This window comes from Cupriavidus sp. USMAHM13 (genome assembly GCF_001854285.1).
Classification (GTDB): Bacteria; Pseudomonadota; Gammaproteobacteria; order Burkholderiales; family Burkholderiaceae; genus Cupriavidus; species Cupriavidus malaysiensis.
Genome location: NZ_CP017752.1, coordinates 372,882 through 395,481, shown reverse-complemented (window position 1 = coordinate 395,481; position 22,600 = coordinate 372,882). Strand labels below are relative to the sequence as shown.

23 protein-coding genes are annotated in these 22,600 nt (G+C 67.5%); 15 read left to right on the top strand and 8 right to left on the bottom strand.

Annotated elements, in window-relative coordinates; translation table 11 throughout:
- Positions 1–151 precede the first annotated feature (151 nt).
- The 4 genes from BKK81_RS20135 (at position 152) to BKK81_RS20120 (ending at position 4,249) form a co-directional block, all read left to right on the top strand.
- Positions 152–997 carry a TauD/TfdA dioxygenase family protein gene (locus BKK81_RS20135; protein ID WP_071017131.1) on the top strand — a complete coding sequence of 282 codons (846 nt, stop codon included), beginning with the start codon at positions 152–154 and terminating at the stop codon, positions 995–997.
- Positions 998–1,088: 91 nt separating this feature from the next.
- Positions 1,089–2,147, top strand: coding sequence for a 3-keto-5-aminohexanoate cleavage protein (locus tag BKK81_RS20130; RefSeq protein ID WP_071017130.1), 1,059 nt, complete (start codon positions 1,089–1,091; stop codon positions 2,145–2,147).
- A 65-nt stretch (positions 2,148–2,212) separates the two neighbouring features.
- Positions 2,213–3,217 carry a tripartite tricarboxylate transporter substrate binding protein gene (locus tag BKK81_RS20125; RefSeq protein ID WP_071017128.1) on the top strand — a complete coding sequence of 335 codons (1,005 nt, stop codon included), beginning with the start codon at positions 2,213–2,215 and terminating at the stop codon, positions 3,215–3,217.
- Positions 3,218–3,274: 57 nt separating this feature from the next.
- Positions 3,275–4,249 (top strand): quinone oxidoreductase family protein, encoded by a 975-nt coding sequence (locus BKK81_RS20120; protein WP_071017126.1) that lies wholly within the window; start codon positions 3,275–3,277, stop codon positions 4,247–4,249.
- Positions 4,250–4,291: 42 nt separating this feature from the next.
- Here BKK81_RS20120 and BKK81_RS20115 read toward each other — a convergent pair whose 3' ends face one another.
- Both BKK81_RS20115 and BKK81_RS20110 read right to left on the bottom strand, forming a co-directional pair.
- Positions 4,292–5,326: an AraC family transcriptional regulator gene (locus BKK81_RS20115; RefSeq protein ID WP_071017124.1), complete on the bottom strand. Its 1,035-nt coding sequence runs from the start codon at positions 5,324–5,326 to the stop codon at positions 4,292–4,294.
- A 185-nt stretch (positions 5,327–5,511) separates the two neighbouring features.
- Positions 5,512–6,552 carry a Gfo/Idh/MocA family protein gene (locus tag BKK81_RS20110; RefSeq protein ID WP_071017122.1) on the bottom strand — a complete coding sequence of 347 codons (1,041 nt, stop codon included), beginning with the start codon at positions 6,550–6,552 and terminating at the stop codon, positions 5,512–5,514.
- Between the two features lie 288 nt (positions 6,553–6,840).
- Between BKK81_RS20110 and BKK81_RS20105 the strand changes: the two genes are divergently transcribed.
- The 6 genes from BKK81_RS20105 (at position 6,841) to pcaG (ending at position 12,591) form a co-directional block, all read left to right on the top strand.
- Positions 6,841–7,704 (top strand): fumarylacetoacetate hydrolase family protein, encoded by an 864-nt coding sequence (locus BKK81_RS20105; protein WP_071017120.1) that lies wholly within the window; start codon positions 6,841–6,843, stop codon positions 7,702–7,704.
- Positions 7,701–8,729: a cupin domain-containing protein gene (locus tag BKK81_RS20100; protein WP_071017118.1), complete on the top strand. Its 1,029-nt coding sequence runs from the start codon at positions 7,701–7,703 to the stop codon at positions 8,727–8,729. Before BKK81_RS20105 ends, BKK81_RS20100 begins: the two co-directional genes overlap by 4 nt.
- Positions 8,730–8,814: 85 nt before the next feature.
- Entirely contained in the window at positions 8,815–9,813 is a 999-nt protein-coding gene (locus tag BKK81_RS20095) for a Bug family tripartite tricarboxylate transporter substrate binding protein (protein ID WP_071017116.1), read from the top strand.
- Between the two features lie 153 nt (positions 9,814–9,966).
- Complete coding sequence (locus BKK81_RS20090) at positions 9,967–11,226, top strand: flavin-dependent oxidoreductase (protein ID WP_071017114.1); 1,260 nt, start codon at positions 9,967–9,969, stop codon at positions 11,224–11,226.
- Positions 11,227–11,253: 27 nt separating this feature from the next.
- Positions 11,254–11,979, top strand: a complete 726-nt coding sequence (pcaH, locus tag BKK81_RS20085; protein ID WP_071017112.1) for a protocatechuate 3,4-dioxygenase subunit beta — start codon at positions 11,254–11,256, stop codon at positions 11,977–11,979.
- Positions 11,980–12,036: 57 nt separating this feature from the next.
- Positions 12,037–12,591 (top strand): protocatechuate 3,4-dioxygenase subunit alpha, encoded by a 555-nt coding sequence (gene pcaG / locus BKK81_RS20080; RefSeq protein WP_071017111.1) that lies wholly within the window; start codon positions 12,037–12,039, stop codon positions 12,589–12,591.
- Between the two features lie 188 nt (positions 12,592–12,779).
- Here pcaG and BKK81_RS20075 read toward each other — a convergent pair whose 3' ends face one another.
- On the bottom strand, positions 12,780–13,406 hold the full coding sequence (locus tag BKK81_RS20075; protein ID WP_071017109.1) for a MarR family winged helix-turn-helix transcriptional regulator: 627 nt from the start codon (positions 13,404–13,406) through the stop codon (positions 12,780–12,782).
- A gap of 230 nt (positions 13,407–13,636) precedes the next feature.
- Here BKK81_RS20075 and BKK81_RS20070 point away from each other — a divergent pair, with 230 nt between their 5' ends.
- Complete coding sequence (locus BKK81_RS20070; protein ID WP_071017107.1) at positions 13,637–14,629, top strand: PhnD/SsuA/transferrin family substrate-binding protein; 993 nt, start codon at positions 13,637–13,639, stop codon at positions 14,627–14,629.
- Positions 14,630–14,790: 161 nt separating this feature from the next.
- On the top strand, positions 14,791–15,753 hold the full coding sequence (locus BKK81_RS20065; protein WP_071017105.1) for a LysR family transcriptional regulator: 963 nt from the start codon (positions 14,791–14,793) through the stop codon (positions 15,751–15,753).
- Here BKK81_RS20065 and BKK81_RS20060 read toward each other — a convergent pair.
- Positions 15,750–16,877 (bottom strand): porin, encoded by a 1,128-nt coding sequence (locus BKK81_RS20060; protein WP_156811407.1) that lies wholly within the window; start codon positions 16,875–16,877, stop codon positions 15,750–15,752. The genes BKK81_RS20065 and BKK81_RS20060 overlap by 4 nt on opposite strands.
- Before the next feature lie 644 nt (positions 16,878–17,521).
- On the opposite strand from BKK81_RS20060, the gene BKK81_RS20055 reads away from it, so the two are divergent.
- Positions 17,522–17,731, top strand: a complete 210-nt coding sequence (locus tag BKK81_RS20055) for a hypothetical protein (RefSeq protein WP_156811406.1) — start codon at positions 17,522–17,524, stop codon at positions 17,729–17,731.
- An 87-nt stretch (positions 17,732–17,818) separates the two neighbouring features.
- On the top strand, positions 17,819–18,304 hold the full coding sequence (locus BKK81_RS20050; protein WP_071017099.1) for a 2,4'-dihydroxyacetophenone dioxygenase family protein: 486 nt from the start codon (positions 17,819–17,821) through the stop codon (positions 18,302–18,304).
- Positions 18,305–18,369: 65 nt separating this feature from the next.
- On the opposite strand, the gene BKK81_RS20045 is transcribed toward BKK81_RS20050, so the two are convergent.
- Together BKK81_RS20045 and BKK81_RS36075 are read right to left on the bottom strand one after the other, a co-directional pair.
- Positions 18,370–19,131: a glucose 1-dehydrogenase gene (locus BKK81_RS20045; protein WP_071017097.1), complete on the bottom strand. Its 762-nt coding sequence runs from the start codon at positions 19,129–19,131 to the stop codon at positions 18,370–18,372.
- A gap of 184 nt (positions 19,132–19,315) precedes the next feature.
- Positions 19,316–19,810 carry a 2,4'-dihydroxyacetophenone dioxygenase family protein gene (locus BKK81_RS36075; RefSeq protein WP_197524028.1) on the bottom strand — a complete coding sequence of 165 codons (495 nt, stop codon included), beginning with the start codon at positions 19,808–19,810 and terminating at the stop codon, positions 19,316–19,318.
- 300 nt (positions 19,811–20,110) lie between these two features.
- On the opposite strand from BKK81_RS36075, the gene BKK81_RS20035 reads away from it, so the two are divergent.
- Positions 20,111–21,016, top strand: coding sequence for a helix-turn-helix transcriptional regulator (locus BKK81_RS20035; protein ID WP_071017094.1), 906 nt, complete (start codon positions 20,111–20,113; stop codon positions 21,014–21,016).
- Between the two features lie 58 nt (positions 21,017–21,074).
- On the opposite strand, the gene BKK81_RS20030 is transcribed toward BKK81_RS20035, so the two are convergent.
- Both BKK81_RS20030 and BKK81_RS20025 read right to left on the bottom strand, forming a co-directional pair.
- A complete protein-coding gene (locus BKK81_RS20030; protein WP_071017093.1) occupies positions 21,075–21,767 on the bottom strand; it encodes an NnrU family protein in 693 nt (230 codons plus the stop codon).
- A gap of 367 nt (positions 21,768–22,134) precedes the next feature.
- Positions 22,135–22,593 carry a CHRD domain-containing protein gene (locus BKK81_RS20025; RefSeq protein WP_071017091.1) on the bottom strand — a complete coding sequence of 153 codons (459 nt, stop codon included), beginning with the start codon at positions 22,591–22,593 and terminating at the stop codon, positions 22,135–22,137.
- Positions 22,594–22,600: the final 7 nt, after the last annotated feature.

Below are 22,600 nucleotides of genomic sequence, written 5' to 3'. Positions count from 1 at the left end.
TCTTCCGCCGTTCTCCCGCCGTTCCCCCCATTCCGCGCCGGATGTCCCAATTCGGCAAATGAATGTCCCAGATAAGCAAGCGCAAGCCCGCCGCGCGCCCGAAGATAGCCACAGCCGGCACGAACGGCGAGACATCGGAGGAGACGCGGAAATGAAGATCAGGCCCATCACCCCGGCCATCGGGGCGGAGATTTCGTCGGTCCACCTGGGCGAGGCGGCGCGCGACGCCGGCTTGTTCGCGCAGATCAAGGCGGCACTGCTCCAGTACAAGGTGCTGTTCTTCCGCCGGCAGGACATCACGCGCGCCGAGCATGTGGCCTTCGCCGGGCGCTTCGGCGCGCTCGAGACGCATCCGGTTGCGGGCAGCGACCCGGACCATCCCGGCCTGGTGCGCATCTACCGCAGCGACAACCCGCACAGCTACGAGAACAACTATCACTGCGACGGCCTGTGGCGGCCCAATCCGGCCATGGGGGCGGTGCTGCGCTGCATCGAGTGCCCGGAGATCGGTGGCGACACCATCTGGGTGAACATGGTGAAGGCGTACGAAGAGCTGCCGGAAGAGGTCAAGCGCAAGCTCGACGGCCTGCGCGCGCGCGCCAGCATCGAGCAGAGCTTCGGCGCGGTGATGACGCCGGAAGCGCGCGCCAAGCTGGCCCAGGACCATCCCGCGGTGGAGCACCCGGTGGTGCGCACCCATCCGGAGACCGGCGAGAAGGTGCTGTTCGTGGGCGCGGGCTTCACCACGCATTTCACCAACTACAGCACGCCGGCCAATGTGCGCCACGGTATCGACAAGGCGCCGGGCGCTGCCTTGCTGCTCAACTACCTGATCAGCCGCGCCACCATTCCCGAGTACCAGGTGCGCTGGTCATGGCAGCAAGGCGACGTCGCCGTGTGGGACAACCGCTCCACCCAGCACTACGCCCTCAACGACTACTGGCCGGCGCCGCGCAAGATGGAGCGCGCCGGCATCATCGGCGACATCCCCTGCTGAGCGCCCGCGCGGCAGCGTTGCCCCGAAGCACCGATCCCCCGCCCGAGCGCTCCCTGCCGAAGCGCGGGCACCCCCTACCCGGAGACACCCCATGAACTTCCTCGACGGCCATCTCTTTCCCGAGAACCAGCAGCCGCTGATCATCACCGCCGCCCCCTACGCGCCCGGCTGGCTGCCCTCCGACTTCCCGGAGGACATCCCGGTCACGATGGAGGCGCAGATCCAGAAGGCGGTGGACTGCTACAACGCCGGCGCCACCGTGCTGCACCTGCATGTGCGCGAGCTCGACGGCAAAGGCTCCAAGCGCCTGTCCAAGTTCAACGAGCTGATTGCCGGCGTGCGCGCCGCCGTGCCGGAGATGATCATCCAGGTGGGCGGTTCGATCTCCTTTGCGCCCGAGAACGAGGGCCAGGCCGCCAAATGGCTGTCGGACGACACGCGCCACATGCTGGCCGAGCTGGAGCCGGTGCCGGACCAGGTCACGGTGACCGTCAACACCTCGCAGATGAACGTGACCGACCACGCCGAGGACGCCGACTTCCGCGGTACCTCGCGCGAGAACCCCGCCATCTTCCACGCCTACAAGGAGATGACGGTGCCCGCGCAGCCGGGCTGGGTCGAGGAGCATGTGCGCCGCCTGAGCGCCAGGGGCATCCAGAGCGCCTTCCAGTGCTACAACACCAACAGCTTCGAGTCGGTGGAGCGCTTGATGCGCCGCGGCTTCTACAAGGGGCCGCTGGTCATGAACTGGGTCGCCATCGGCGGCGGCATGGACACGCCCAACGTCTACAGCCTCGCCAACTTCATGCGCGGCGTACCCGACGGCGCGGTGGTCACGGTGGAGAGCAATGTGCGTAACGTGCTGCCGGTCAACATGATGGGCATCGCCATGGGCCTGCACGTGCGCTGCGGTACCGAGGACGTGATCTGGAACCAGAAGCGCAGCGCGAAGATGAGCACCGTGGAGCAGATCGAGCAGCTGGTGCGTATCTCGCGCGAGTTCGGCCGCGACATCGCCAGCGCGCGCCAGGCGCGCGAGATCAGCAAGATCGGCGTCTTCTACGACTCGGTGGAGGAATCCCTGCAGGCGAACGGCTTCGCGCCCAACCGCAACGGCGGCACCCAGGGCTTCCTGCGCAAGACGCATTGAGCGCGGCGGCTCGGTAAGAGGCCAGGTGCCGGCATGCGGCCGGACATCACAACGAGGAGACTGCCATGCAACGCTTCACCCCGATCCTGCGCCGGCTTGCGGCGCCCACGCTGGCGCTCGCGCTGGCCCTGGGCGCGCTCGCGCCGGCCATGCGCACCGCCGCTGCCGCCGAATGGCCGGCCCGGCCGCTGCGCATCCTGCTCGGCGCCCCGCCGGGCGGCACCGCGGACATCGTCGCGCGTCTCTATGCGGTCGAGCTGCAGCGCGCGCTCGGGCAGCCGGTGATCGTCGACTACAAGCCGGGGGCGGCCGGCACCATCGCGGTCCAGACCATGCTGTCCGCGCCGCGTGACGGCTATACCTTCCTGCTGATCCAGAAGGGCATCGCCGCCGAAGTGCCCCATGCCATCAAGGTTTCCTACGATCCCTTCAAGGACATCGTGCCGGTCGCGCAACTGACCCGGCAGGGGCTGGTGCTGGTCGGCAATCCGGGCCTGCCGGCGAAGAGCCTCGCCGAGCTGGTGGCCTATATCAAGGCCAATCCCGGCAAGCTCGACTACGCTAACTTCGGCATCGGCCTGCGCGGCCAGACCATCGGCGTGCAGTTCAACCGGCTGGCCGGACTCCAGACCGGCAGCGTCAACTACAAGGGATCGCCGCCCGCGCTGCAGGACATCATGGGCGGACAGGTCGCGCTGATGTTCGACGGCCCGGCCTCGTCGCTGCCGCTGATCAAGGGCGGCAGGCTGCGCGCCTTCGCCATCGCCTTCCCCAAGCGCATCGCCGCGCTGCCCGACGTGCCCACCTTCGCGGAACTGGGCTACCCCGAACTCAACGAGGTGGGCTGGATGGGCCTGTGGGCGGCGTCGGGCGTGCCGCCGGCCATCGTGGCCAAGGTGCGCGAGGCCGCCATCCAGGCGATGCAGTCGCGCGGCCTGCAGAAGAAGCTGGAGGAACTCGGCATGGAGGCCGGCACGCCGGTGGCCACCGAGGCGCTGGCGCGCGACGTGCGCGAATCCTACGAGCGCCAGGGCGCGCTGCTGCGCTCGATCGGCTTCACGCCGCAGTGAGGCCGCCCGGCCGGCGGGGGAACAGGACATGAACAGGCAGGACCGACAGGAGCAAGCATGAAAGCGGCACAGGTACTACCCGGCGCGGACGGCGGACGCATCGTCGTGCAGGAGATCCCCGCACCCACGCCGAAGGCCGGCGAAGTGCTGGTCCGGGTGCGGGCATCGGGCGTCAACTACGGCGAGATCAAGTACATGCGCGAGCACCGTACCGGCCAGCCGATGACCGCCGGGGTGGAGTTCGCCGGGGAAGTGGCCGCCGTGGGCGAGGGGGCCGGCGGCTGGCGCGAGGGCGACCGCGTCATGGGCCACGGCCGCGGCTGCCACGCGCAGTACGTGCTCGCCGCGCCGCAGGCGCTGATGGCGGTGCCGGACACGGTGTCGTGGGTCGACGCCGCGGCCTTTCCCAATGTCTTCATCACCGCGCACGATGCCCTGGTCAGCAATGGCGCGCTGCAGGCCGGCGAGTCCGTCTACATCAACGGCGCCTCGGGCGGCGTCGGCATGGCGGCGATCATGATCGCGTCGGCGCTGGGCGCGCGGCCGGTGATCGCCTCCTCGCGCTCGGCGGAGAAACTGGCGCGCCTGGCCGGCTACGGCGTCGACGTCGGCCTGCTGGCCGGGCCGGAGCCGCTGGCCGGGCGCCTGCGGGACGCCACCGACGGGCGCGGTGTCGACGTCATCCTCGACACCATCGGCGGCACGGTGTTCGAAGACCACGTGCGGAGCCTCGCCGTCAAAGGGCGGCTGGTGAACCTGGCCCGCCTCGGCGGCGCCAGCACCGCCTGCCTCGACCTCAACCTGCTGTGGCTGAACCGCCTGAAGCTGATGGGCGCCACCTTCCGCACGCGCACCGAGCCGGAGCGCCTCGCCTGCGTGCAGGCCTGCGCGCGCGACCTGCTGCCGTGGTTCGGCGCCGGCAAGCTGCGCCTGCCGATCGACCGCGTGTTCGCGCTGGACGCGATCGGCGACGCCTACGACTACATCCTGCGCAGCCAGCACATGGGCAAGATCGTGCTGTCGGTGGACTGAGCGCGCTTCCAACTTCCTTTGCATCGCCGTGCCAGGCCGACGCTAGCCCGCCAGGGCCCGCGCCGCCGGCGCGGCGTTCTGCTTGCGCCACTGCGTCACGCTGCAACCGAAGGCGGCGCGGAACCAGTGGCTGAAGCTGCTCTGGGTGGCGAAGCCCAGCAGGCTGGCGATCTCGCCGAGCGGCAGGTCGCTTTCGGCGAGGTGGCGCAGTACCAGCTGTGAACGCACCTCGTCGAGCAGTGCCGAGAAGCTCAGCCCGTCGGCATCGAGATGGCGGTGCAGCGTGCGCCGGTCGACGCGCAGGTGGCGCGCCACCTGCTGGGCCGTGCAGCGGCCGCCCGGCAGCAGCGCCAGGATCAGCTCGCGGCACGACTCGCGCGTGCCCTCGCCGCGGCGCCGCAGCGCGGCATCGAGATAGTCGCGCGCCAGCCGCGCCGCGCCGGACTGCGCGGGCGCGCGCGGCCGGTCCAGGTCCGCCGCCGCGCAGACGATACCGTTGAAGGCCTGGTTGAACTTCGGCTGGCGGCCGAAGAAGGCGCGGTGGGCCGACAGGTCCGCCGGCGCGCGGTGCGTGAAGCAGACCTGCTGCGGGCGCCACTGTGGGCCGATCAGCTCGCGCAGGATGCGGAACATCATGGCCACCGTCAGCTCCATCGCCTGGCGCGTGGCCGCCCCCGGGGCGGGCAGCAGATCCTCGCGGATGACCACGGTCTGGCCGGTCTCCTCGATGTGTGTCACCAGGGCGGCGCTGATCAGCTTCAGGTAGCGGCACAAGGTATCGAGCGCCAGCCGGGGCGAGGCCTCTTCCTTCAGCACCAGGCTGATCGGCCCCAGGTTGGAAAACCCGCGCCGCGCCGCCAGCCGCAGCGCGAGGTCCTCCACCCCGGTGGCGCTGGCGGTCAGCTCCAGCAGCTCGCGCAGGGCGCGGCTCGGAATCAGGGCCTCGGGGTCCTTCAGCAGCCGCATCGACAAGCCCGCCTTGCGCAGCAGAGCGCCGGGGTCTTGCCCGAGCGACTGCACCAGTTCGATGTAGCCGTTCAGGCTGGCACTGCGGACCAGTCTCCCGACTTGTTCCATTCTGCTGACTCCACACGCTTGGCTGCCATGCCGGGAGGCTTGGGACAGGACCGGCAGAGGCGGGCGGGAGGCCCCGCACGCTGCCGGCATCGGCGTGAAGTATGCCTGAGGTCGTGGCGCCGGGTCGAGCAAGCGGGGGCCTGGCGCGTGCAATGCGCTACGGGCGCCGGAGACAGGCGAGGAGCTCAGCGCCGGAGCGGATCGGCCAGGCCATATGCCGCATCGATCAGTTCGACGGCACGCAAGCAGTCCCGCGCACTCGCCGGGGGAGGGCCGCCGGCACGCCATGCGTCCAGGGTCTTGCGCAGCATCCCGAACGCAGGATTCCCATCCGGCTCTCCGGGCAGGGATGTCTCGTCGTCCGTGCCGACGATGCGCAGCATGCCATCCTTGGCCATCAGTAGCGCATGCTGGCCGCAGATCTTCCATTCGCCGTCGGCGCCGTCGAGCAGCCGATCCCGGCTTGGCAGATTGGTGGCGCCTTCGGTGGTGCGGCGCGGGTAGGCATTGCCAACTTCCAGCGTGGCGAGCACACCGCTTTCGCTGCGCAGCAGCACGCTTGCATAGTCTTCTACCGCCTGGCCGAGCGCACCATTGCTGATCTGTGCTGCGGTGACCGCCCACGGCTCGTCGACCAGCACCCGCAGCGCGTCCAGGCCGTGCGTGCCCAGATTGCGCAGACAGCCGCCGGCCGACGCCTCCGGGTCAAGCATCCAGGCGGAATCCCAGGCGGGGTAGCGTGCGGAACTGAAGCGGTTCATGCGGATGTAGATGTGGGACAAGCGGCCGAAGCGCCCCTCGACAAGCATCTCGCGCGCCTTGCGCATGAATGGCGCGTCGCGCTGGGGCAGTGGAACGGCGACGAAGGCGCCCCGCGCCGTGGCTTTGTCGACAATGCCACGGACTTCGGCGGCGTTGCGTCCCATCGGCTTTTCCATCAGGAAGTCGATGCCCCGATCCAGCAGGTCATGCGCACGCCGCGCCATGCGGTCGTGACGGCCGAGCGCAACGACGAAATCCGGTTGCTCGCTGTCGAGCATCGCCAGGTGGTCGGCGTAGACGGCACCGACCCCGATGGCCCGTGCACGCTTCGCAGCGATCTCGGCATCGTCATCATGCAGTGCCACTACCTCCACGTCTTCCATTTGAACCAGATGTTTCAGGTAGGCGGCGTCATAGATTGAGTGCCAGTGACTGACGTCGATGGCGGCAATGCGGATCGGCATGGCTTTCCTTTGCATGGGTGGTGAAACAGGCCAGGCCCCCGGGGCCGGAGGCGTCGCCGCCGTCATGTCTTCTGGCCGGCGGCAGGCCTGGTGACTTCGATCGTGACTGGAGTGTACATAAGGTTGGTGTGCATATCAATTTATTGACCGTACGCCAATCGTTGGTATACTCACCATATCGAAACGACCCGAAGAGACAACGCCAAGCACGCGTTGCTTGCCTGAGAAGTGGTCGGGATGGTCGTTCCTTATACCGCCGGGTGCCAACTCTTCCTTCTGGAGACAAACTTGAAGCTCTGTCGATTCAACAATGACCGCGTGGGCGTCGTCCTGTCAGGACAGGTGGTGGACGTGACGGAAGCTGTCACGCGAGTACTGGAGGGCTTGCCGCCGGTGGATGGCGATCCCCTGATCGCCTACCTCGACCAGGTTCGCGCCGGATTGCCGTCGGATCTGCTGGCGCGGCAAGCCGCGCCGGCCAGCGCCGTCAGCCTGCTTGCGCCGGTGCGCTTGCCGGGCAAGATCGTGGCGGCGCCGGTCAACTATCACGCGCATATCGCTGAGATGCTGGCGAGCAATATTTCTCCGGGACACAACCTGGCGGATATCGAGAAGGCAGGTCTGTTCCTCAAGGCGACATCGTCCCTGGTGGGGGCTGCCCAGGGAGTCGCGGTGCGCTTTCCCGAGCGGCGGACCGACTACGAGGTGGAGCTGGTAGCGGTGATCGGTCGCGCCGCGAGCGAGGTGCCGGTGGAGGAAGCCTTGGACTACGTCGCCGGCTACGCGGTCGGCCTTGACATCACCGTACGCGGTACCGAGGATCGCAGCTTCCGCAAGTCGATCGATAGCTATACGGTGCTTGGCCCCTGGCTGACCACTCGGGATGAGATCGAAGATCCGAACGCCCTGCGGTTGTGGTTGTCGCAGAATGGCATCGTGAGGCAGAACACGTCCACGGCCGACATGGTGCTCAGCGTCGCGGAGCTGATTGCCTTCGCTTCGCGCTTCTACACGCTCAAGCCAGGCGACCTGCTGTTCACCGGCACGCCGGAAGGCGTGGGTCCGATCCACCCAGGCGATTTCCTGCATGCCGCCTGCGATGGCCTGGATGCCATGGATGTCCGGGTACGTGCCTATGGAGACGAGGCATGACGGCGGAACGGCAGCGCAGCGGCAGCAAGCCGCTGTTGGAGGCACTCGACGAGGTTCATGCACAACCCTTGTGGGATCGCTATATGCGTCTCAATACCCGCGAGCCCCAATATCACGCGCCGCTGATCTGGCCGTGGCAGACGATGGGGCCGCTGGTGGAACGTGCCGCCCGCGAAGTCGACATGGAGGAGGCTGAACGGCGGGTGCTACTGCTGACCCATCCCGATTTCCCTGGCACGGTCTTTACCACGCCGACACTGTCGGGCGGATTGCAGGTTCTCAATCCGGGAGAGTCGGCCGATGCCCATCGGCATACGCTTGCCGCGCTGCGCATCGTCATGTGCGGCAGCGGAGCGGTCACGACGGTCGACGGCAAACGCTGCGAAATGGTCCCCGGCGATGTGATCCTGACGCCGGCATGGAGCTGGCACGAGCATTGCCACGAGGGAAGCGAGCGCATGGTCTGGTTCGATGGGCTCGACTATCCGCTGGCGCGGCAACTCGGCGCGGTGTTCTTCGAGATGGGGCCGGGTCCCGTGCCACCCCGTGGCCTGGCGGCAGCGCCTGACGATAGCCTGGCGGAGGGCGGCATGCTCCCGGAAGGCGACGCGGCGGTGGTGCCTTACTCTCCGCTCTATCGCTACGCCTGGGAGCGCGCCGACCGGGTGCTGGCCGCCATGGCCCCGGGCATCGACGGCTCGCGCCGCCTGCGCTACCTCAATCCGGCCGACGGCGGCCCCGTGATGCCGACCATCGACGTCGAGGCGCTGCGCCTGGCGGCCGGCCGGACAACTGCCGCGGTGCGCACCACCGCGACCGCGATGGTCGTCGTGATCGAAGGGAGTGGCCGCAGCGACATCGGCGACACCGTGTTCCATTGGCAGCAGCACGACGTGTTCACGCTGCCACGGTGGCAGTGGGTCCGGCACCAGGCCGTGAGCGAGCAGGCCACGCTGATGCTGGTCAGCGATCGCGAACTGATGCGCAGGCTGGATTACCTGCGCGAGGAGAGGCGAGCGGATTGAAGATCTCGGCGTTCCGCGGCGTCCGGCATCCGTCCGCGCCGGGGGCCGCCACATGCATACCACACGAAAACTAGGAGACAGCTTCATGTTGAACCCCTTCCTGCGCAGCGGCCTGCTGCGCGCCTGCCTATTACTGTTCCTGGCGGCAACGTTCGGCGCCTGTCCTGTGGTCGCGCGCGCCGAGGATTTCCCGGCCCGGCCGATCACCATTGTCGTGCCATTCACCGCCGGCGGCGCGGCGGACGTCGGCGCGCGCCGTATCGCCGAGAAAGTGACCGAGTACACCGGACAACCCGTGCTGGTCGACAACCGGCCCGGCGGCGGCGGCCAGATCGGGGCCAGCGCCGTCAAGAATGCGCGCCCGGACGGCTATGTGCTCTACCTGGCCAGCGTCGGTTCGCACGCGATCAACAGTTCCCTCTATACGAAGTTGAGCTATGACCCGGTCAAGGACTTCGCGCCGGTGGCGCCCCTGTTCTCGTTTCCCCATGTGCTGGTCGTGCCGCCATCGAGTCCGGCCCGCTCGCCGGCGGACCTGGCGGCGCTGAGCAAGGGCCGGCCGGGCGGCCTCAGCTATGCCTCGATGGGCATCGGCAGCGGTGGACATCTGTTGGCCGAGATGTTCCGTTCGCGGACCCGGCTGGAAGCGACGCACGTGCCCTACAAGGGCTCGTCGCAGGCGGTTGCCGACGCAGTGGCGGGGCGCTTCGACTTCTTCTTCAACGGTATCGTCGACTCGTTGCCGCTGGTGCGCGAGGGCAAGGTGCGCGCCCTGGCCATTGCCGACACGCAGCGTTCGCCGCTGCTGCCCAACCTGCCGACCATGATCGAACTAGGCTATCCCGATTTCGTCCTGAACGCCTGGTTCGGCGTGGTTGCCCCGGCGGGTACGCCCAAGGCCGTCGTGGCGAAGCTGAACGCGGAATTCGCCAAGGCGGCGCGCGATCCCGAGGTCGTGGCGAAGATGGCGGAGCAGGGCGCCAAGATGATGACCGGCACGCCGGAGGAATTCGCCTCCTTGATGCGTTCGGAGACGATCCGGCTGGGCAAGGTCGTGCGCGAGTCCGGCGCTCACCTGGACTGAGGAACGACATGGCTCGGCGTGCTGTCGCGCGACAGCCGCAGGGCGCCACGCACCTAGCCGGACCCTGACCGGCGCCCGTGCCCATGGAAGACAACAAGGCGATGCCGTCAGGGCAGGCTCGCACTCGCTCCGAAACAAGCCAAGGAGATATTCATGCAGCATTCGCAGGAAAAGGAAGTCGTCATCATCGGGGCCGGCATCGGCGGCCTGACGCTGGCGCTGGCGCTACACCGCGTCGGCATCCGCTGTCGCATCTACGAGAGCGTGACGGAACTCAAGCCATTGGGCGTCGGGCTGAACCTGCTGCCGCACGCGATGAAGGAACTCGCCAGACTTGGACTGCAGGAGCGCCTGCTGGCGAAGGGCCAGGAGACGCGTGAGTACTGCTTCTTCACCAGCCATGGCCAGCTCGTGCATCGCGAGCCGCGTGGCAAGTTTGCCGGCTATGCCTGGCCACAGGTGTCGATCCATCGCGGTGACCTGCAGATGACCCTGCTCGCCGCGGTAGAGGAACGCCTGGGCGCCGATGTCCTGCACCTCGGGCAGCGCTGCACGGGCGTGGAGCAGGACGACGCGGGTGTCACCGTCCACCTGCAGGACAGCGGCAGCGGCGCGCCGTTGGCACCGGTCAGCGCGCAGGTCGTGGTGGCTTGCGACGGCGTCCATTCGGTGATCCGCAAGCAGTTTCACCCGGCCGAGGCCAGGCCGCGCTACCAGGGTTCCACGCAGTGGCGCGGCGTTACGCGCGCCAAGCCCTTCATGTCGGGTGCCAGCATGGCCTATGTCGGTACCTACCACACCGGGAAGCTGATTACCTATCCGATCCGCGACAACATCGACGGCGAGGGCACGCAGCTCATCAACTGGGTCATCGAGTTCGCCAAGCCCGAAGAGGAGGAGCGGGACTGGAACCGCCAGGGCCGCCTCGAGGATTTCCTGCACCTTTTCGAGCACAGTCAGTTCGAATGGCTCGACATACCAGCCATGCTGCGCGAGGCGGATGCGGTCTACGAGTACCCGATGGTCGATCAGGATCCCCTCGGCTTCTGGACGGTGGGGCGGGTCACGCTGCTGGGCGACGCCGCGCATCCGATGATGCCGCGCGGCTCGAACGGTGCAGCGCAGGCCATCATCGACGCGACTGCGCTGGCCGATCTGCTGGCCGCGGAGGACGATCCGCGCCGGGCACTGCAGGCCTACGAGCACAAGCGCTTGAAGGCTACCGGCGACGTGGTGCTGGCGAATCGCGAGATTGCACCCGATGCCATCCTGCTGGTCGTGGAGGAACGTACCGGCGGGAAACCGTTCGAGCGGCTCGAGGACGTGATCTCAGCGCAGGAGTTGCTCGCATGGCAAGAGCGCTACAAGCGCGTGGCGGGCTTCGACGCGGGGACACTGTCGGCCGCGCCTTGAGGAACCCTCTCAACTGGAGTCTGGAAGATGGAAGACGTACTGGGTTATCGCCGGCCGGCCGCGGGCACGCAGCCGGACTACCTGTTCCCTCGCTACGTGGCGACGCAGAAGCGCTCGCCCAAAGTGCCGCTGGTGTTGCTCCCGCAGACCTTGTCCGAGATCACGGGGCCCGTGTTCGGCCACCAGGATCTCGGCGCGCACGACAACGACCTGACGTCGCAACACGACGGCCGGCCGCTCGGCGAGCGCATCATCGTCAGCGGGCGGGTGCTGGACGAGAACGGCAGTGCTGTGCCGAACACGCTGGTGGAGATCTGGCAGGCCAATGCCGCCGGTCGTTATCCGCATCGTGCTGACCGTCACGACGCACCGCTTGACCCCAACTTCACCGGCTGTGGCCGAACCTTGACCGACGCGCGGGGCTGTTACCGCTTCCTCACCATCCGGCCAGGCGAGTATCCCTGGCGCAATCACTACAACGGCTGGCGCCCGGCGCACATCCACTTCTCGGTGTTCGGCCCCGCCTTCGCCACGCGGCTGGTCACGCAGATGTACTTTCCCGGCGATCCGCTGCTGGACTACGACCCCATGTACTTGTGCGTGCCCGACGCGAAGGCGCGGCAACGCTTGGTGAGCCGGCTCGACTGGGAGCACACGGTGCCGGAGTTCGCGCTGGCCTACCGCTTCGACATCGTGCTGCGCGGACGCGAGCAAACGCCGTGGGAGCCGTCCGGTGGCTGGGTACGTCGCTAAGGCCGGCATGCGCAAGGCCGGCCGCCCAGCGGCAATCATCGACAGGAGGAATGGATCATGAGCCTTCAAGCAACGACTTCACAGACTGCGGGTCCTTACCTGCATATCGGGTTCACCTGGCTGACGAGCGAGGATCTGGCACCGGGCGAGGTGGGGGAGCGCGTTTCCCTTTCCGGCCGCGTACTGGATGCCGACGGCGCGCCGGTCAACGACGCCATGCTGGAAGTCTGGCAGGCGGACCCGCAGGGGCGCTACGCCCATCCAGAGGGCGGACGGGCGCCGCTGTCCGGCTTTCGTGGCTGGGGGCGGGTGGGTACTGACGAGGCGGGGTGGTTCCGCTTCACTACCGTCAAGCCTGGCGCCGTGCCGGGGCCGGGCGGGAGCCTGCAGGCACCGCACCTGGTGGTCGCGCTGTTCATGCGCGGCATCCTGAAGCAGCTCGTGACACGGGTCTACTTCCCAGGCGAGCCCGCCAACCGGACCGACCCGGTGCTGGCGCTTGTCCCGCACGAGCGCCGCGCTACGCTGGTGGCGCAGGCCGAAGGGCCTGGAGTGCTGCGGTGGAACGTGGTGCTGCAGGGCCGGGACGAGACGGTGTTCTTCGATTTCTGACGAGCTCTGCCTTGCTGCGCCAGGCCCCAGTCCACTGCGTCATTGGAAAAGCACCTGCGATCGACAGCGATTCCAGGCCGTATGCGTCATGGCAAAGGCGTGCCATCGTCGTGCGATGCCCGTGCTTTGCGCCTGGCCTGCGACCTGGATGCACCGCCGCTCGGGAGCGCTTTCTCTGCCGCCAAGGACTAGGCGGTCTCGCCGCCGCGACGTACTGCCTTGCGCGGGGCGCGCGCGGGCGATGGCTTGCTGGCGGTGCCGGTCGTCTTGGCCGGGGACTTGCGTGCGGGCGATTTTTCCTCGGGCGTCCGTGTACCGGGCAGGTCGAGCCGGCCCTGTGCCGCCAGGTCTTCCATCCGGGAAGCATCCAGCGGTGCGCGCGAGTAGGCATTGTTGACGTTGACCAGCTTTGTGAGCATCTCCATGAAGAGGCGCTGCTCGGACTTGCTCAGCGGGGCCAGGATGCGCGCCTCGCTGCGGTCGAGTTCCTGCTCGATCTGGTCCAGCGTGGCACGGGTCGCCGGTGTCACGTGCAGCAGGTTCAAGCGGCGATCATGCGGTGCCCGCGTGCGCGTGATGAGTCCCTTCTCGACGAGGCGGTCGATGACCTTGACCATGGTCGTCTTGTCCATGGCGATCATGTTCGACAGGGTCATCTGGTCGATGCCGGGGACCTCGTCGATCATCTTCAGGGCGGCGTACTGCCGGGGCGTCAGGTCATGGCTGCCGGCTTCCTCGAGGAACAGCGCGACAGAGATCTGGTTGAGGCGACGGATCAAATGGCCGGCCCGCGAGTAGAAGATTTCAAGCGACATAGAACGAGATGCTCCTGAAAGGCGCCGCCCCGAAACGGCCGGTGGCAGTGGGCGGTCCCTGATTTGAATATTGTACCAATGATCGATACAACGATTGCCAGCATACCAACCATATGCTTGCCTATCAAATGGCGGAGGCGGGTTGCGGGGCACGGGTCATTGCTTGTGTCCCCGTGTCTCGGCGCGGGGCGATTTCCTGGAGTTTCCATTCACTGACTGGAGGTTTGCATATGAGCCGATTGCGCTTGACCATGGCCTGCTGGGACTATGACCGAGTGGCCGCACTGAAATCTGGCGAGGTCGCCATCGACGGCGTCGATCTCAATTTCCTCGCCCAGCCCGTGGAAGAGACGTTCTTCCGCATGCTGCGCCACCATGAGTTCGATATTGCCGAGATGTCGCTATCGTCCTATGTCGTGTCCCTGGCGCGGGGTGACTCGCCCTTTATCGCCGTCCCGGTGTTCCCGTCGCGTTTCTTCCGTCATTCCTGCATATTCGTCTCCGCCGCCAGTGGCATCGAGACCCCGGCGGACCTGGCAGGCAGGCGCATCGGCGTGCCCGAGTATCAGATGACGGCCCCCGTCTGGATCCGGGGCATCCTCGCCGACGAGTATGGTGTGGCGCCGGATGCCATGGAGTACTGGACGGGGGGCGAGGAGCAACCGGGGCGCGAGGAAAAGCTGCGCCTGGAGTTGCCGGAGCGTTTCCGGCTCCGCGCGATCGGCGCGGAGCAGACCCTGGCCAGCATGCTGGCTGACGGGGAGATCGATGCCTTGTTCACGGCGCGCACGCCATCGACCTTCCACACTCGCCCGCACCACGTTCGCCGGCTGTTTCCCGACTACCAGGCGGTCGAGCAGGACTACTATCGACGCGCCGGCATCTTCCCGATCATGCATACGGTGGTGATCCGCCGGGAGGTCTACCTGGCCAACCGCTGGCTTGCGCAGTCGCTGTACAAGGCGCTTCAACTGGCGCAGCGGAAGGCGTACGAGGACCTGCGCCAGACCGCAGCGCTCAAGACCATGCTGCCCTGGCTGCCGGCTCACGTCGAGCAAGCCGAAAGCGTGATGGGCCGGGACTGGTGGCCCTATGGTTTTGCTGCCAACCGCCACGTGCTGGAAACCTTCCTGCGCTACCACCACGAGCAGGGCCTGTCCCCGGCCGGCCTCAGGCCCGAAGACCTGTTCGCGCCGGAAGCGCTGGAGTCCTTCCTGATCTAGTCCGCTGAATCATTGAAATGGGAGGGAAGGACATGGTATGCGGGAATCAGCGCTTGGCGCCTGGCCTGCGACCTGGAGGCACCGTCGCGCGGGGGCGCTCGCTCTGACGCAATGGACTGACTGGTGCACGTGCCCGGCGCCGGGCAGAGGGCAGGACCTGCATGAAGATCCAGCAACTCCACGACCTTGCCGCCGTGGTGCGCCACGGCGGTATCCGGGCCGCGGCGCGCGCCCGTCGTGCGTCGCAAGCCGGGATCACCCTGAGCTTGCAGCGGCTCGAACAACAGTATGGCCTGAGCCTGTTCGTGCGCAATGGGCGCGGGATCACCTTGACGTCGCATGGCGAGATCGCGCTTCGTCATGCCGAGGCTGTCTTGCGTGAATGGGAGCGCGCCGAGCAGGCGCTGCGCAGCATGGCGTGCCAGCGTGCCTCGACCGTGCGGATCGGGTTGTCGCTCGACCCGTCAATTTTCGTGGGCACGCACGTGCTGCCCGAGTTTCAGAGACGGCTTCCCGATGTTGAACTCCATGTGATGCATGGCGCTTCGGAGACCATCGTGCACGCGCTGCGCGCTGGACGCATCGAACTGGCCATCGCCACACTGCCACCTCCTGCGGATCGCGCCGGTTTGCGCTGCAGTGCGCTGTACGACAGCGTGCCGGCCATCCTGTGCCGGCAGGGGCATCCCCTGGCAGCGGCGCGCAAGGCGTCCGCATTGAGGGACTGCAACTGGATCGTGCTGGCGGACGCCTGGTCTGTTCCCGCTTCCGGCGCATCGACCTCCACGCAGTCGAATGTGCGGCAGCGCTTCGAGCAGAAGATGGCAGGGCACGGCTTGCCACCGCCTCGCTCGGTGCTGGTACTGTCTTCGCTGATGGATGCCGTTCTTCTGATGGGAGCGTCCGACTACCTTGCCGAGATGCCGCGGGGCGTGCTGGAACGCGCGGGCAGCCCGCATGGGCTGCTGGCGCTGGAGCTCGACGACATGTTGCCGCCGCGGCAGGTCGGACTGATGCGCGCTGCCGACCGGCCTCTGCCTGCCGAAGCGCGCACGCTGGCCGCGATGCTCGCTTCGTTCGGCCGTATCCGCCAGGCGTTGCGCGGCGGCGTGCGGCCGGGCTAGAACTTGTGGCGGATGCCGGCCACCATCACCAGCTGTCGGTCGTTGCTGGAAGGGGCAAAGAGATAGATATCCGCCTTGGCGCCTACGGCCTTCTGATAGGTGCCATAGACATAGACATCCGTGCGCTTGGACAAGAAGTAGTCCAGGCTGAGTTGGGCCATGTGCCAGCGCGGGGTGCTGGAGATGCCGCTGTAGCTGCCGGCAGTGAATACATAGCCTGCGCCCAGCACCAGGGAGGGCGTCAGATGGTAGGTGCCATTGAGGTCGAAGTTGTGCAGGCGCAGTCCGCTGTTGTCGCGATAGGCGTAGTTGACATAGGTGTACATCGCGTTGACTCGCGCCGCGCCGAAACCGTAGCCGGCAGCCAGGCCCGCGACCTGCTGCTTGCGCACGCCGATCGCGGGATTGAGCGGACTGCTATGAAACAGCACGAACGGAGCACCGAAGTAGTCGTCCGTGACCGCTCCACTCGCATTGTTGCCGGCGTTGAGGCCGGGGTTGTCAAGCTGCAGGTAGGCGCCCGCCAAGCGCAGGGAGCCCCTCTCGTAGATGCCGCCGGCGCTGAACGAGCGGTTGTTGGCCGCACTGGAGACATCGGACAGCGCATAGCTCAACTCGCCCCGGAGGCCGCCCCAGTCCGGTGTGACGTACTTGATCGCGTTGTTGTGGCGATAGCTGCCGAAAACGTTGTCGTTGTCGCCCACATGTGTCGCGAGGCCGGCCGCCGCGACCGGGGCGGACATGATGTCGAGGGCATCGTACACCGCGTCGTACTGGCGGCCGAACGTGAGGGTGCCATAGCGCTCGTTGCTGAGGCCGACGAAGGCCTGCCGCCCGAACAGCCGGCCACCTTGCTGTGACTTGCCGTCGTCGATCGCGAAGCCGCTCTCCAGTGCGAAGACAGCTTTGCTTCCGCCACCCAGGTCTTCGCTGCCGCGCAGGCCCCATCGATTGTTCTGCAAGGTGCCGGGCACCATCTTGGTTGCAGCCTGGCCGCCCTCGTTGTTGACGTAGGCAACGCCGACGGACAGCACGCCATACAGCGTCACGGAAGATTGCGCATGCGCCAGGCCGGGCATGCCAAGGATACCCGCGGCGGAACACACTGCCATTCTGAACTTCATCTTGTCTCCTTTCTCTTCTTGGGGAGGGGAATCGCGACGACCAACGTGTCGTCGTCGCGGTTCGGGAACTGCTATTTGAATGTGCTAACCAATCGTTGGTACACGTTTTTTATGGGAAGGATTCGGTGCCGAAAGACGGTCCCGATGCATGGCAGACCCCGCGTCATGCAGGCCGGAGTGCTGCCGCCAAGGCATTACCGGTGCAATCCGCCAGGCTGGCCATGGACGGGAGGTGCCATCTGAACCGCATACAATGCCTCCCGTCGTCCGGTTGTCATTGATCGTAGGCGGATGGTTGGTATGCTATTTATATGGAGGGTGGACGCGCATCGGTGATTTCCCTCGGGCGCGCGGATCTGGTGATCGGTTCTCGTTATCGCGATTTCGGCGATGCTGCCCTTTCCGTCTGCCGGTCCTCCGAGGAGCATGGCCGGGACGCCGGGAGGCCGGGACGGTAGGAGTCGTGCCGCTCGTGATCACCGAGGTCAGGCCGGCGCTGCAGGCCATCGCGTCGCGCGGCCTGGGGCGGTGCGGCGCTTCGTGGAGGAGGGGGGGGAGCCGCCGGGGCGGGGGTGAGGCGGCTTGATCCAGCTTGATGCGGCTTCGTGGTGAAGCGGGGCCATGCGGCGCAAGATCCGCGGCGCATGGCTTGCCGCCACGCGCTGGTCCAGCGCGATGCCAGCGGCCTGATCGCCCTGCTGCGCGCGGTCCGGCCGACCGGCATGGCGGGCGCAACGCAGGGGCCCGCCGCGTCTGCCGTGGCTGCAGCGGCTGCCGCCGTGGTGGCGCCGGCGCTGTCGAAAACGCGGTGCTTTGCAGTTGTCGTGATCTTGTCGCGCACCCTGCTCGCGTGAGCGAGCGCACTCCCTATGATGGTGACGGACCACCGGCCTGTGCCGGTCCCCGTTTTCCCTGCCCACCACCACATAGGAGACAACCGCATGAGTACCTTGCTGAGCGACGCCGCCGCCTGCGACGACAATGCCGGCGCCCGCGCCAGGATCACCTTGCCCTATCCACGCTTCCAGAGACTCGGCCCCATCCCCTGGAAGCCGTGGGTGATGGATGGCGTCGACTACAAGCTGCTGAGCGTGAACGGCCGCAACGGCGGCTTCACCTGCCTGCTCAAGGTGAAGCCCGGGGTGGAAGCGCCGATCCACCATCACCTCGGCGCCATCGAAGTGCTGGTGATGGAAGGGGACATCTGCTACGACACCGATGACATCGGCCGGCCCGGCGACTACATCTTCGAGCCGGCCGGCGACATCCACCAGCCCCGCACGGCCAACGGCTGCGTGTTGTTCTGCGTGTTCGACGGCCCGATCGCCGGCCTTGCGGGTGACGGCAGCATCGCCGGCATCGTCGACTACAAGCTGATGCTCGAGATGGCCGAGCGCGATGGGGTGGCCGCGCACGTGCACCGGTAGCGCGCTGACCGTCGCGGCCGCCGCGCAGTTCGCGCCGGCGGCCGCGACGATGGCGGCCGGCCCGCCTAGGCCGCCGTCAAGCCTCCGTCGGCCACCAGCGCGTGGCCATGAACCAGCGAGGCGCGCGGCGACATCAGCCATGCCACCGCCTCGCCGATCTCCTCCGGCGTGCCGAAGCGCCCGATGGGCTGCAGCGTGCCCCAGGTGCTCTCGGTCTCCGGCTGGGCGGCGATCACCATGTCGACCATGCGCGTGCGCACCACGCCGGGACAGACGGCATTGACCCGGATGCCGCGGCTGCCGTACTCCAGGGCGGCGGTCTTGGTCAGGCCCAGCACCGCGTGCTTGGTGGCGCAATAGACGGACAGGCCGGGCTTGCCGACCAGGCCGCCCACCGAGGCCGTATTGACGATGGCGCCGCCGCCGCCGGGCAGCATGATCTCGATCTGGCGCTTCATGCCGTACCACACCGCCTTCAGGTTGACGGCCAGCAAGGCATCGAAGTGCGCCTCGTCATGTTGTGCGAGCGGCACGCCCGGGCCGGGAATGCCGGCATTGTTGAAGGCGCCGTCGAGGCGCCGGTAGTGCCGCAGCGCCAGTTCGAGCAGGGCGTCGATCTGCTCCGGCCGCGATACGTCCACGCCCATGGCGACGGCTTCGCCGCCGGCCTGCGCGATGCGGTGCGCGGTGTCCTCCGCGGCCGCCGCGTCGATATCGCTGACCACCACGCGGGCGCCCTCGCGCGCCATCGTCTGCGCGGCCGCCGCGCCGATGCCGGCCCCGGCGCCGGTCACCACCACCACCCGGGACTGCAGTGTTCCTGCCATCACCTGCCTCCTGTCTTTTGTCTTCTGTCTCTTGTCTGCATGGCTGCCGTCGGGCGCTTGCATGCCTGCTGGTCGAGCGGTTCGCGAAAGGGGCGGGGCGGGCAGCGGTGCGGCCCGCCCCGCCAGGCAAGCGTCAAGCGCCAAGCAGCAAGCCGCAAGGGACAAGCGGCGCCAGCGTTCGCCTTCAGTGCGCGGACGTCACGCGTACGACATGGCCGGCCGTGCCGTTGGCCTCGGCCAGGGCCAGCATGGTGCGGCAATCCACCACCGCATTGACCTGTCCCTGCGCATCGCAGCCGCCCAGCGGGCCATGGCTGACCGCGAACATGATGCAGCCTTGCGGCGAGACGGGTTCATGCACCGCGCCTCCGGCTTCGTAGGTGTAGCAGCCGGCCTGGCCGGGATCGTCGGCGTCGTAGTAGAAGCCGCCTTCCAGCAGGAAGGCTTCCGCCGACCCCAGGTGCGCGTGCACCGGGGCCTTGGTGCCGGCGTCGACCTTGAGCAGCATGGTGAAGCCACCGCTCAGTTCGTTTACCGCCAGCAGCTTGAAATAGGTGCCGGCCATCACCCAGGGCGTCCAGGGGATCGCGTCGGCATCGATGAAGTCGCGGCCAAGGCGGGCCGTCAGCTTGGCGGAGGAGGCGGAGGCCGGCTCCGGCACGGGGGTCGAAAGGGTCAAGGCAATGTCTCCTGGATTGGGATCGTCGTGGCCATCCGCGGGGGATGGCGCGAGCCAATCTATCAGCCAGGCGACGCTGGAGAGCGCCGGGGATGAACATCTGCGCGATATCGGAACAAGTTGCGATCCTTGCACAGCCGGTGCCTGGCGCGGGACCGGGCGGGTACCCCGGCGGGCATCCGGACGCTGCCCGCCGGAATGATCGCGATATCCGCACAACGCCCTATTTTTTTGCAGGCCCGACTCCCTAGAATGGCAGCAAAACAAGGCCTGGAGCCAGGAAGACAGGAGACCCCCGCCATGGAAGCAAACAGAACCGCCCTGGAGATCATTGCCCGGGAGACCGGGCGGGGGCCCGAACGCCTGCTGGCGAGCCATAGCGGCACCATCTTCGGCGCGCGCTGGAACCATCCGCCCTGCGAGGCCAGGCTGCATGGCAACGCGGACCATGTGCTGGTCTACCACCTCTCCGGCAACACGGATGTCGAGCGCCGCCGGCATGGCCTGGTGACCGGATTCCGCTCGCGCATCGGCGCGCTCACCTTCATGCCGCGTGCCTCGGATACCGAATGGCGCGTCGGCGGCCCTACCCAGGTCCTGCATCTCTACCTGCCCCACTCGGTGTTCGAAGAGTTCTCCCGCGACACCCTGGAGCAGGACGCCTGCCCCGAGATCGACGCGTTCTTCGCCGTCACCGACCCCTGGCTCGACGGCTTCTTCCGCATGCTGGCGAGCGAGTCGCCCACCAACGCCACCGACGGCATGCGCACCGAGTCCCTGGTGCTCGACCAGATCCAGGCGCTGCTGGTCCGGCACCTCGTGCAACGCTACAGCCTGGACGGCCCGGATGCCGGAAGGCACCGCGGTGCGCACGGCGGCACGCTGCGGCAGAGCGTCATGCGCAAGCTTGCCGAAGTGTTCGCCGAGCGGCTGCACGAAGACATCCGCCTGCAGGACCTGGCCCAGGTCGCCTGCATGTCGAAGGACCATTTCCTGCGGATCTTCCACGCCTCGTTCGGCCAGACGCCGCACCGCTACATCACCGCCCTGCGCTTCGAGCGGGCGCGTACCCTGCTCCGCGATGAACCCGATACGCCTGTGCTGGACATCGCCCGGCGTTGCGGCTTCAAGAACCTGAGCCACTTCTCGGCAGCCTTCCGGCGCCATGTGGGCATGAGCCCGAGCCGCTTCCGCGACCTGCGCTGAGCGGCAGGCGCACCGGCGTCGCTCCCGCCGACCGCGGCCGTGGCGTCCGCTTCTGCGGCTACAGCCAGCGCCAGATGCCCGCGGCCGTGCCGGCCAGCGGGAGATGGGCCCAGGATGCCGCGAGCCAAACGACTAGGCCGCCCAGCAGCGCGTGCAGGCCGAAGCCGCCGAGCCGCGCGCGGCCGGCCGCGATCGCCGCGAACGGCAGGTAGCTCGTCTTCGATTCCCAGGCGGGCCAGAGGTCGGGCTGGAGCCGTTCCTTCTTGCGGTCCTGCAGGGCCGAGCCGACCAGCGCGAGGACGATGATGGCGGCCGCCACGATGATGCTCTTGGCCACCGGGAACACCGCGATGTGGCACAGCCCCCACAGGGCGAACGACCACATCATCGGGTGGCGCGTCACCGCGAACACGCCGTGCGCCGTCTCCGGGAACGGGCCGGGCCGGCCGCCGGTGGGAAGCGCCGGGTTGCGGATCAGCGAACCCATCAGCAGGACCGCGGCGATCAGCATGAGCACGCTCGCCAGCGCCCAGAGTCCGCTTCCGACCGGCCATAGCGGTGCCGTCAGGGGCGCGCGCCGGTAGGCCACGATCAACCAGCCGAGCGTCCCGGCCGCCACCAGCGAATAGACGCCCTGGAATCCGGCTTCGCCGATGGCGCCGACCAGGCTCTTGCGCAGCGGATGGGACAGGAGAAAGTGGCTGCCCACGAAGGCGACTGCCGCCGCCACGACTGCGCTGGTGCTTTCCATCGGCCCGGCTCCTCTATTCCAATCGTCGGTTGACCGTACTGCCCCCGATGCGCGACGCAGGGGGCTTCATCCGGATACGCGGCCTGCGCAGTCCAAGCCGCCATACGGCGGCCGGGGCTTTGCCCGGCTTCGATATCCAGTACGGAAGATTACTGCCTGCGTGCCGCCAAAGCCAACGGGACGATATCCCGGTGCCTCTTGTTTTTGCCCCTTATCTGCCGTGACGGGCCAGGCGGAATTCGTCCCGGCGAGGTGCATCCTCCGGATGGCGTTACGGTGCTCCTGGCTGCAATCTTGGCGGGTTCCCGTCTCGATCGCCAACGCGATCCAGATGCTCCACGTGATCCTGTGGGATGTGCTGCAGGCGTCAAGGTCCCTGCGGCGGCAGCACCTGGCCGCGGATCTCGCCGGCCGGATGCGCCTTGGTATGCACGTTGATGTACATCTTGCCGGTAAGAAGCTCCTGCGCGTCAGCCGGGGACAGCGTGGCCTGGCCCTGCAAGGGGCTGGTGAGCGCTGCGTCCTTCCTGGAAATCCAGACTTTCACGTCGGCGTTCTTGCCGGGCGTGGCCGGCCCATGGAAATGCGCCATGGTGGGCTCGCTGGACAGGTCGCTGAGCGTGATGGTCCAGGTGATGACCCGGGTGCCGGGGTCGAAGGTAAGATTGGCGGAGCCGCTTCCCTTGGTCTGGACAGGAGGCACCTCCTGCGTCCCGCTGAGCGCCACGGTGAACGAGACCGGGGCCGCTTGCACCAACGCCATCGATCCGGCCAAGGCCAGGCCGGAGAGCTCCACGAGGGCCCGCCGCCATTGCGAAGCATCCATTTGATCG

What these genes read in the sequence shown, in the direction of transcription:
- BKK81_RS20135 (WP_071017131.1), top strand. Translation starts at nt 152, where the DNA reads ATGAAGATCAGGCCCATCACCCCGGCCATCGGGGCGGAGATTTCGTCG.
- BKK81_RS20130 (WP_071017130.1), top strand. Translation starts at nt 1,089, where the DNA reads ATGAACTTCCTCGACGGCCATCTCTTTCCCGAGAACCAGCAGCCGCTG.
- BKK81_RS20125 (WP_071017128.1), top strand. Translation starts at nt 2,213, where the DNA reads ATGCAACGCTTCACCCCGATCCTGCGCCGGCTTGCGGCGCCCACGCTG.
- BKK81_RS20120 (WP_071017126.1), top strand. Translation starts at nt 3,275, where the DNA reads ATGAAAGCGGCACAGGTACTACCCGGCGCGGACGGCGGACGCATCGTC.
- BKK81_RS20115 (WP_071017124.1), bottom strand. Translation starts at nt 5,326, where the DNA reads ATGGAACAAGTCGGGAGACTGGTCCGCAGTGCCAGCCTGAACGGCTAC.
- BKK81_RS20110 (WP_071017122.1), bottom strand. Translation starts at nt 6,552, where the DNA reads ATGCCGATCCGCATTGCCGCCATCGACGTCAGTCACTGGCACTCAATC.
- BKK81_RS20100 (WP_071017118.1), top strand. Translation starts at nt 7,701, where the DNA reads ATGACGGCGGAACGGCAGCGCAGCGGCAGCAAGCCGCTGTTGGAGGCA.
- BKK81_RS20095 (WP_071017116.1), top strand. Translation starts at nt 8,815, where the DNA reads ATGTTGAACCCCTTCCTGCGCAGCGGCCTGCTGCGCGCCTGCCTATTA.
- BKK81_RS20090 (WP_071017114.1), top strand. Translation starts at nt 9,967, where the DNA reads ATGCAGCATTCGCAGGAAAAGGAAGTCGTCATCATCGGGGCCGGCATC.
- pcaH (WP_071017112.1), top strand. Translation starts at nt 11,254, where the DNA reads ATGGAAGACGTACTGGGTTATCGCCGGCCGGCCGCGGGCACGCAGCCG.
- pcaG (WP_071017111.1), top strand. Translation starts at nt 12,037, where the DNA reads ATGAGCCTTCAAGCAACGACTTCACAGACTGCGGGTCCTTACCTGCAT.
- BKK81_RS20075 (WP_071017109.1), bottom strand. Translation starts at nt 13,406, where the DNA reads ATGTCGCTTGAAATCTTCTACTCGCGGGCCGGCCATTTGATCCGTCGC.
- BKK81_RS20070 (WP_071017107.1), top strand. Translation starts at nt 13,637, where the DNA reads ATGAGCCGATTGCGCTTGACCATGGCCTGCTGGGACTATGACCGAGTG.
- BKK81_RS20065 (WP_071017105.1), top strand. Translation starts at nt 14,791, where the DNA reads ATGAAGATCCAGCAACTCCACGACCTTGCCGCCGTGGTGCGCCACGGC.
- BKK81_RS20060 (WP_156811407.1), bottom strand. Translation starts at nt 16,877, where the DNA reads ATGAAGTTCAGAATGGCAGTGTGTTCCGCCGCGGGTATCCTTGGCATG.
- BKK81_RS20055 (WP_156811406.1), top strand. Translation starts at nt 17,522, where the DNA reads ATGGCTTGCCGCCACGCGCTGGTCCAGCGCGATGCCAGCGGCCTGATC.
- BKK81_RS20050 (WP_071017099.1), top strand. Translation starts at nt 17,819, where the DNA reads ATGAGTACCTTGCTGAGCGACGCCGCCGCCTGCGACGACAATGCCGGC.
- BKK81_RS20045 (WP_071017097.1), bottom strand. Translation starts at nt 19,131, where the DNA reads ATGGCAGGAACACTGCAGTCCCGGGTGGTGGTGGTGACCGGCGCCGGG.
- BKK81_RS20035 (WP_071017094.1), top strand. Translation starts at nt 20,111, where the DNA reads ATGGAAGCAAACAGAACCGCCCTGGAGATCATTGCCCGGGAGACCGGG.
- BKK81_RS20030 (WP_071017093.1), bottom strand. Translation starts at nt 21,767, where the DNA reads ATGGAAAGCACCAGCGCAGTCGTGGCGGCGGCAGTCGCCTTCGTGGGC.
- BKK81_RS20025 (WP_071017091.1), bottom strand. Translation starts at nt 22,593, where the DNA reads ATGGATGCTTCGCAATGGCGGCGGGCCCTCGTGGAGCTCTCCGGCCTG.